The sequence below is a fragment of the Thermosulfurimonas sp. genome (assembly GCF_015491435.1).
GTDB lineage: Bacteria > Desulfobacterota > Thermodesulfobacteria > Thermodesulfobacteriales > Thermodesulfobacteriaceae > Thermosulfurimonas_A.
On sequence record NZ_WFVX01000163.1, the window covers coordinates 1 to 8364 of the forward strand.

Annotated in this window: 6 protein-coding genes and 1 pseudogene; 5 read left to right on the top strand and 2 right to left on the bottom strand. The window is 58.7% G+C overall.

The features are described 5' to 3' along the window. Positions 1 to 610: pseudogene (locus tag F8J34_RS07280) on the top strand (DNA ligase); the annotation flags it as partial. Here the strand turns inward: F8J34_RS07280 and F8J34_RS07285 are convergent. Next, the gene (locus F8J34_RS07285; RefSeq protein ID WP_297057758.1) at positions 591 to 1883 is read right to left on the bottom strand and encodes a radical SAM protein; all 1293 of its coding nucleotides are present in this window, start codon (positions 1881 to 1883) and stop codon (positions 591 to 593) included. The pseudogene F8J34_RS07280 and the gene F8J34_RS07285 overlap by 20 nt on opposite strands. Before the next feature lie 252 nt (positions 1884 to 2135). On the opposite strand from F8J34_RS07285, the gene F8J34_RS07290 reads away from it, so the two are divergent. Together F8J34_RS07290 and F8J34_RS07295 are read left to right on the top strand one after the other, a co-directional pair. Next, positions 2136 to 3350: an ammonium transporter gene (locus F8J34_RS07290; protein ID WP_297057760.1), complete on the top strand. Its 1215-nt coding sequence runs from the start codon at positions 2136 to 2138 to the stop codon at positions 3348 to 3350. A 216-nt stretch (positions 3351 to 3566) separates the two neighbouring features. After that, on the top strand, positions 3567 to 4745 hold the full coding sequence (locus F8J34_RS07295) for an ammonium transporter (RefSeq protein WP_297057763.1): 1179 nt from the start codon (positions 3567 to 3569) through the stop codon (positions 4743 to 4745). On the opposite strand, the gene F8J34_RS07300 is transcribed toward F8J34_RS07295, so the two are convergent. After that, positions 4742 to 6004: a folylpolyglutamate synthase/dihydrofolate synthase family protein gene (locus tag F8J34_RS07300; protein WP_297057766.1), complete on the bottom strand. Its 1263-nt coding sequence runs from the start codon at positions 6002 to 6004 to the stop codon at positions 4742 to 4744. The genes F8J34_RS07295 and F8J34_RS07300 overlap by 4 nt on opposite strands. Before the next feature lie 86 nt (positions 6005 to 6090). Between F8J34_RS07300 and F8J34_RS07305 the strand changes: the two genes are divergently transcribed. Together F8J34_RS07305 and acs are read left to right on the top strand one after the other, a co-directional pair. Then, positions 6091 to 6651: an isochorismatase family protein gene (locus F8J34_RS07305; protein WP_297057768.1), complete on the top strand. Its 561-nt coding sequence runs from the start codon at positions 6091 to 6093 to the stop codon at positions 6649 to 6651. Positions 6652 to 6662: 11 nt separating this feature from the next. Then, positions 6663 to 8364 (top strand): acetate--CoA ligase (acs, locus tag F8J34_RS07310; protein WP_297057769.1); only part of this gene is annotated, 1702 nt, incomplete at its 3' end.

The following is an 8364-nucleotide window of genomic DNA, read 5'->3' on the forward strand; positions in this document are numbered from 1 at the left end:
TCTCTATCAGGATACAGGCCCGGTGTGGGGAAAACCTCTGGAAGAACGGCGCTGGAGATTGCAAGAGATTCTAATGGAAGGAGAGCATCTGGTGCTTTCTAGGGCCTATCCGCGGGGCAGGGATCTCTATCGGGAGGCCCTCAGGCAGGGCTTTGAAGGAATTATGGCCAAAAAAAGAACGAGTCTCTATCGTCCAGGAATACGTTCTTCGGAATGGCTCAAGATTAAACGGGCCTTAGAGGTGGATGCGGTGATTTGCGGATGGCTAGTCTCGGATAAACGCCCCTTTGCCTCTTTGGTTTTAGGGCTCTATCGTGGAAAGGACCTTTTGCACCTCGGTCAAGTGGGTACCGGATTCGATAGAGAGGAGATGGAAACCTTGAGCCGGATCCTCAGGAATCTTCGGATTTCATACCCCCATTTTTCTCTTCAGACTGTCCGGCCGGTGGAATGGGTTCGGCCGGAGCTGGTGGCCCGGGTGCGGGCGCAGGAACTCACTCCGGATGGAAAACTCCGGGCTCCGGTCTTTTTGGGCTTGCGCGAGGACAAGGACCCTGCGGAATGCACGGTGGAACAATTAAGTAGGTTGTTCAACGCAGGTAAGGATTGAAGTATCCGAACCGGAGGCCGGGAAAACGCTTCTTGAGTTCCTTGAGAAAAGGACGCAGTCCCAGGATTTCGCCCGGCCGGTAGTCGATCCTTTCCAGGAACCACAGGGGATCAATGGCCAGGTTTCGGAGCTGGAGAAAATCCACCCCCAGGGCCAGGATCTCGCCCAGGGCCTCAAGCTCCTCCCGGTCGTCGGTAAAGCCGGGAAAGATAAAGTAATTGAGGGAGACAAAACCTCTTTCCTTTTTAAAAAGCCGGACGCTTTCCCGGACCTCGGAAAGCCCCCAGCCCCGGGGGCGAAAATAGGCCCGGTGATAGTTTTCGCGGGCACTGGCCAGACTTATGCGCACGGAATCAAGTCCGGCTCTCCTCAGGGAAAGAAGGGCCTCGGGAAGGCTTCCGTTGGTGTTGAGGTTGAGGGTCCCCCGGGAGGTGGATTTCCGGATCAGGCGCAGGGCCTGCCCTATGGTTTGCGCCTGAAGGAGCGGTTCCCCCTCACAGCCCTGCCCGAAAGAGACCATCACCCGCCCGGGTCGCCGGAGATGGGGAACCATGGCCTCGGCGATCTCCTCCGGGGAGGGAACAAAGGTGATGCGTTCCTGCGCCACATGGGGGCCGTCTTCGGGCTGCTCGGAAAGACATCCTACACAGCGGGCATTACAGCCCGGGGAGACCGGGACCGGGGCCTCGAATCGTCCCAGGACGAAGTTGCGGGCCGCGGGACACCGGTAGCGCCGCACACAATTTTCCACCAGGTGCCGCACCAGACGATTCCCCGGGAACCGTTTGAGCATCTCCCGGGCCCGGGACTCGATCCTTTCTGAGGAAAAGAGCCGCGCCTCCTGCCGGAGGTCCCAGTCGGAGCGAAAGGCCGCGGCAAAGAATCGGCCTCGCCACCAGCCCACACAGGCATAGGAGTAAAGGGGAAGGGGAGGGAGATCCTCCCGGGCCGGTTGATAGGGAGCGAGATAGAGCTGGGTATGGGCCGGGGCTAGGAAAGCGGCCACGGCCAGGGCCGGCTCCCCGGGGCGGAAGGGGTTTTCGAAAAGGACCACCGGAGTCTCCGTGCGGGGATCAAGCCCTACGGGATGTCGGTCTGGAAGTACATACAGGGCCGAGCCCTCGGGAAGGGGGATGAAGTCTTCCGGTTCGGGAAGCACCAGGTCGTAGCCCGAAAGCCCCAGGGCGTAAAGCTCCGGATGATCATAGATTCGCCCGGCGGGATCGGCAAAAAGGAGCCGCGGCCTTCCCTCGGGGTGAGGATAGAGCTTCATCTAAGATACAGGTAATATAAATTGATCATCCAGGTCAAGCTCAGCTTACCGGACTTCCGAAGCCTGTTTACTTTCGGCCTCCAACTTTTCTTTTTTGTATAGGGGTTAAACGATATTTGACTTTTTTGTAATAAAATAGCGGTTTCACAAGAAAGGGGTCCGGTTTCCAGGGGGGCTATATTCCCTGAATTTTCAATTTGGTACGATTATTGCAATCCCTTGATGCTCAAAAATGACATGCAGGAGGTAGGTATGAAGGGTGCGGATGTGGTCTGGATGCTGGTGGCTACGGCCCTGGTGATGCTCATGACTCCGGGGCTGGCCCTCTTTTACGGCGGTCTGGTGCGGGCCAAGAATGTGCTTTCCATTTCCCTTCAGGTCTTCATCTGTCTGGGGCTGGTGAGTCTCCTCTGGTTCCTCTACGGCTACAGTCTGGCCTTCGGTCCGGATCACGCCTCGCTCATAGGAGACCTTTCCTATCGGTTCTTCAGGGGCGTGGGGATCGCTCCGGGTCCCGCCGCCCAGACCATACCCCATCTGCTCTTTGCCGCCTTCCAGCTCATGTTTGCGGTGATCACCCCGGCGCTTATTACCGGGGCCTTCGCCGAAAGGATGCGTTTTTCCGCTTATCTCATTTTTGTAACCTTATGGTTTACGGTGGTGTATGCTCCTCTCTGCCACTGGGTCTGGGGTGGGGGATGGCTGGCCAAGCTCGGGGCCCTTGATTTTGCCGGGGGAACGGTGATCCACATTGCCTCCGGGGCTTCGGCCCTGGCCGCGGCGCTGGTCATCGGTCCGCGTATCGGTTATCGGCGTGAACCCATCCATCCACACAACCTGCCCTTAACGCTTCTTGGAGCCGGGCTGCTCTGGTTCGGGTGGTTCGGGTTCAATGCTGGAAGCGCCCTGGCGGCAGATGGCGTGGCGGTGCAGGCCTTTATGAACACACACATGGCCGCGGGACTTGCGGCCTTAAGCTGGATGTTTGCGGAATGGATCTTTCAGGGGGCCCCCACCACCCTGGGAGCGGCCTCCGGGGCGGTGGCCGGGCTGGTGGCCATCACTCCGGCGGCGGGATTCGTCCCCCTCTGGGCCGCGGTGCTCATCGGGGCCCTGGCCGGGGTGATCTGCTATGGGGCGGTGCTCTTCAAAAGCAAGCTGGGTTACGATGACGCCCTGGACGTGGTGGGAGTCCACGGCGTGGGCGGGTTCTGGGGGGCACTGGCCACCGGTCTTTTCGCCTCCAAGGCCGTAAACGCCGCCGGGGCCGACGGCCTCTTTTACGGAAATGTACATCAGTTCTGGGTCCAGCTTATCGGAGCCAGTGCCGGGGCCCTTTTTTGCTTCGTCCTCTCCTGGGTGCTTTTTAAGATGGTAGATGCGGTGGTAGGCCTCAGAGTGGAAAGGGAAGACGAGATCCAGGGGCTGGATCTTACCCAGCATCGTGAAACTGGCTACAGTTTATAACAAATTGGTGAAAGTCTCGAGAGCCTTAATAGTGTAGGAAGGCACGGAAAGGGGGTGAGAAGCCGGCGTAAGTGAAGAACAAAGATGTAAAATACCGCAAGAGGTCTCCTGTTTTCCGGAGCGGGATCAGGTATCAAAAGGGGGACACTTCCCCGCGAAAAGCGGATGGCATCATTCTTGTTAAAGCTCGGGGAAAAAAGCGGGGAGGTGTCCCGTATGGTGGATAAGGTCGATACGCTCTTTCTGCTGGTATCCGCGGCGCTGGTGCTTCTTATGACCCCGGCTCTGGCGGTTTTTTACGGTGGTCTGGTCCGGCGCAAAAACGTACTTTCCGTTATCATTCAGAGTCTGATCATGATTTCCCTGGTAACCCTGGAGTGGATCTATGTGGGTTACAGTCTCTCCTTTGGACCGGATGTGCACGGAATCATCGGAAGCCTCAAACACTGGGCCCTGCAGGGCATAGGTTTTTCTCCCAGTCCTCAGTATGCCTCTACGGTCCCCGAGCCGGTCTTTATGATCTATCAGTGCATGTTTGCGGTGATCACCCCGGCGCTTATCACCGGGGCCTTCGCGGAGAGGGTGCGTTTTCGTTCCTTTGTCCTTTTCAGTCTTTTGTGGGCCCTTTTGGTGTATAATCCGCTCTGTCACTGGATCTGGGGCGGGGGATGGCTTTCCCGCCTGGGGACCCTGGATTTTGCCGGAGGGCTGGTGGTGCATGCCAGCTGTGGTATGGCGGCTCTGGTCATGGCCCTGGTAGTGGGGGCCCGCCGGGGAGCCAAACAGGAACCCTTTATTCCCCATAATCTTCCCCTTACGGTGATCGGAACCGGGCTGCTCTGGTTCGGGTGGTTCGGGTTCAACGCCGGAAGTGCCCTGGCGGTAAATAACACGGCCATCCAGGCCTTTATCAACACCCATACCGCGGCAGCCACGGCCATGCTGGCCTGGGTAATAGTGGAATGGCTCAAGCAGGGGAAACCCACCACCCTCGGGGCCTGTTCCGGGGCTATTGCCGGCCTGGCCACCATCACCCCGGCCGCGGGTTTCGTGAGTACCCAGGGGGCGGTGATCATCGGCATCCTGGCCGGAGTAATATGTTACTTTGCGGTGCTGGCCAAGAACGGTCTGGGCTACGACGACGCCCTGGATGTGGTGGGTATTCACGGCGTGGGAGGAATTCTCGGAACGCTTATGGCCGGGGTCCTTTCCCCGCAGGTTAAGTTTTCGGCCCAGGTGATCGGGGTGGTGGCCACGGTGGTCTATACCCTGGTGGCCACCTTTATTCTGGCCAAGGTGGTGGATGTCCTCTCGGGCCTCCGGGTGGACGAAGAGACGGAATACACCGGGCTTGACGTTACCGAGCACGGCGAGGAGGCCTATGTCCTGGCCTAGGAGAGAAGGAGCCGCCGCGCAGCCCCTACCAGGTAGAGGGAACCGGTGATCACCACCGGGAGGGGGAGGGAGAGGGCCTGATCCAGGGCCTCAGGGAGAGAGGAGGGACGTAGCGGAGGCCAGGAAGGGGGAAATTTCCTGGCCTCCCATTCTTTTAAAGTAACCGGGTTTCTGGGGCCCGGGGGTTCGCAGAGAAATACGACTTTGGCCCGAGAGATCAGTTTTTGCAGCATCCTCAGATAGGGTTTTTCCCCTCCCTCGTTGGTGGCCCCGAAAATAAGGGTGTATTCACTGATCCCCTTCCTCTCCAGGGATCGAAGCAGGGCTCGGGTGCCCTCCTCGTTGTGGGCTCCGTCCAGAATCACTCCGGGTCCCACAGGCAGGAACTCGAACCGTCCCGGCCAGGAAACCCGTTTCAGCGCCTGGCGCAGGGTGTCCTCCCGAAAGACGTATCCCTCGGTTCTCAGGAACTCCAGTGCCCGGAGGGCTGTTCCGAGATTGTATTTCTGAAATTCACCCTCCAGGGAGAGTTCCAGTTCCTGCAAATGCCATAGGTTCCCTCGATAGGAAAATCTTTTCCCGCTGCGCAACACCCGGAAGTCCTGCCCCCAGAAGGCCGCGGGGCATTGCAGCCTAAAGGCCCTTTCCCGGATTACCTCCCGGGCCCTGCGGGGCATGTGTCCTGCCACCACCGGAAGACCGGGTTTAAGGATTCCGGCTTTCTCCCGGGCGATCCTTTCCAGGCTCCGCCCCAGATAGGCCATGTGATCCAGGGCTACGGAGGTGATCACCGCAACCCGGGGTTTAAGGACATTGGTGGCATCCAGCCGCCCCCCCAGGCCGCATTCGATCACCGCCATGTCTATGCCTTCCTCCGCAAAATAAAGAAAGGCCGCGGCGGTGGTGATTTCGAAATAGGTGATCGGAAGTCGTAGCCTTTCTACCTGCCTTCGAATGCGGGCCAGTATGTCCGCCAGACGTTCCAGGGTGATTTCCCGACCATCGATCCGAAAACGTTCGGTGACCGAAACCAGATGGGGTGAGGTATAAAGTCCGGTGCGCAGACCGTGGGCGGAAAGTATTGCCTGGAGAAGGGCTGCGGTGGAGCCCTTGCCGTTGGTCCCGGCGATATGAAGGGAGGGGAAGCGTTCCTGCGGTCTCCCCAGGGCCTCGAGAAGGGCGGAAATGCGTTCCAGGCCGGGTTTTATCCCGTGGAATTGGTGCTGTTGGAGCCACTCCAGGGCTTCCCGGGGATGCATGCCTTGAGGGTTCCTTTTTAAGGATTTTAAATCTATAATCTAGTTTCTATATATGATAATCGCTTGGCGGAGAAGGGGGAGTTTTTATGCGGGTGCGTCCTGAAGAGTCCCTGCTTCTGCTCATCGATCCTCAGGAAAAGCTGGTCCGGGCCCTATGGGAGGCGGAGCGTTTGGTGAGGAATCTCAGGCTGTTGATAAAGGCTTCCCAGATCCTGGAGGTACCCATCGTGGCCACCAGCCAGTATCGTAAAGGGCTCGGGGAATACGTTCCCGAGGTCCTTGAGCTTCTGGGAAAGGAGGTGGAAATAAAAGACAAGACGGAGTTTAGTGTCTTTCAAAATCCGGAAATTGCTTCCCTCATCCGGGAGAAGGCCCGGCGTTATCTCGTTCTTTGCGGGGCGGAGACGCATATCTGTGTGTATCAGTCCGCCCTCTCGGCCCTGGAGGAGGGCTATCGGGTGATAGTGGTGGGGGATGCCACCTCCTCCCGAACGCCGGAGAACTTTCATTACGGGCTGGCCCGTTTGAGGGACGTGGGAACAGCGGTGGTTTCCACGGAGATGCTGGTTTATGAATGGCTGGAGAGGGCCGGCACCCCGGCCTTCAAGGAATTGATACCCTGGATCAAAAACGCCACCCAAACTTAAGGAGGTGCACTATGGCCGAAAGCCGCAGGATTGAAGCCCTGCTCAAGGAGGAACGCGTCTTTTATCCCCCACAGGCCGAACGGGATCAAGCCTATATTTCCTCCCGCTACGAGTATGAGGAGATCTACCGGTATTCCCTGGAAGATCCGGATGGATTCTGGAGCGAGCGGGCCAAGGAACTTATCACCTGGTTCAGGCTCTGGGATCGCACCTGCTACTGGGATTTTGAAAAACCCGAGATCCGCTGGTTTGAAGGCGGGAAGCTCAACGCCTGCTATAACTGCCTCGACCGACACCTCGCCGGCCCCAACCGCAACAAGGCGGCCATCATCTGGCAGGGGGAACCCGAGGAAGAGGTACGGGTCTATACCTATCAGATTCTTCATCGGGAGGTCTCGCGCTTTGCCAATGTGCTCAAGAAGCTCGGGGTCAAGAAGGGCGACCGGGTCTCCGTCTATCTTCCCATGATCCCGGAACTTCCCATAGTAATGCTGGCCTGTGCCCGGATCGGAGCCATTCATTCCGTGGTCTTCGGTGGGTTTTCCGCCGAGGCCTTAAAGACCCGCATCCAGGACTGTGAGGCCAAGATTCTGATCACCGCCGACGGTTACTGGCGGGGAGGAAGAGTCATAGAATCCAAGAAGACCGCCGATCAGGCCCTGAAGGACTGCCCCACCGTGGAAAAGTGTATCGTGGTGCGACGGATGGGAAACCAGATCGACTGGGTGGAGGGTCGGGACCTCTGGTATCACGAGTTGATAAACGATCCGGAGATCCCGGACGAGTGTCCCTGCGAGGAGATGGACGCCGAGGACATCCTTTTCATCCTTTACACCTCCGGATCCACCGGGAAACCCAAGGGGGTCTTTCACACCACCGGAGGGTACATGGTTTATGTAGCGCATACCCTCCAGTGGGTCTTTGATCTCCGCCCGGCGGATGTTTTCTGGTGCACCGCGGACATCGGCTGGATCACCGGGCACTCCTACATCGTTTACGGTCCGCTGGCTCTGGGGGCCACGGAGATCATGTTTGAGGGGGTCCCCACCTATCCCCATCCCGGGCGTTTGTGGGAGCTGGTACAGAAATTCCGGGTGACCCTCTTTTACACCGCTCCCACGGTTATTCGGGCCCTGATGCGGGAGGGAGACGAGTGGCCGCACAAGTACGATCTTTCCTCCCTGCGTATTCTGGGCTCGGTGGGAGAACCTATCAATCCGGAGGCCTGGCTCTGGTATCATCAACACGTGGGCCGGGGGCGCTGTCCTATCGTGGATACCTGGTGGCAGACCGAGACCGGAGGATTCATGATCTCGCCGCTTCCCTATGCCATTGCCCAGAAACCCGGGGCGGCCACGGTACCCCTTCCCGGGGTGGAGCCGGTGATCCTGCGGGACGACGGCACCGAGGCCGAGGTGAACGAGGGAGGACATCTCTGCATGAAACGGGCCTGGCCCGGGATGCTGCGGGGAGTCTGGGGGAATCCCGAGCGCTTCAAACAGGTCTATTTCAGTCGTTTTCCGGGTTATTACTATACCGGGGACGGGGCCCGGCGGGATGAGGATGGATATATCTGGATCATCGGCCGACTGGACGATGTGATCAATGTCTCCGGACACCGGCTGGGAACCATGGAGCTGGAGAGCGCGCTGGTGGCCCACCCGGCGGTGGTCGAGGCCGCGGTAATCGGTATCCCTCACGAGGTTAAGGGAG

Bases quoted from the DNA above. Each gene is read 5' to 3' on its own strand.
- F8J34_RS07295 (WP_297057763.1), top strand. From the start codon at position 3,567: ATGGTGGATAAGGTCGATACGCTCTTTCTGCTGGTATCCGCGGCGCTG.
- F8J34_RS07285 (WP_297057758.1), bottom strand. From the start codon at position 1,883: ATGAAGCTCTATCCTCACCCCGAGGGAAGGCCGCGGCTCCTTTTTGCC.
- F8J34_RS07300 (WP_297057766.1), bottom strand. From the start codon at position 6,004: ATGCATCCCCGGGAAGCCCTGGAGTGGCTCCAACAGCACCAATTCCAC.
- F8J34_RS07305 (WP_297057768.1), top strand. From the start codon at position 6,091: ATGCGGGTGCGTCCTGAAGAGTCCCTGCTTCTGCTCATCGATCCTCAG.
- F8J34_RS07290 (WP_297057760.1), top strand. From the start codon at position 2,136: ATGAAGGGTGCGGATGTGGTCTGGATGCTGGTGGCTACGGCCCTGGTG.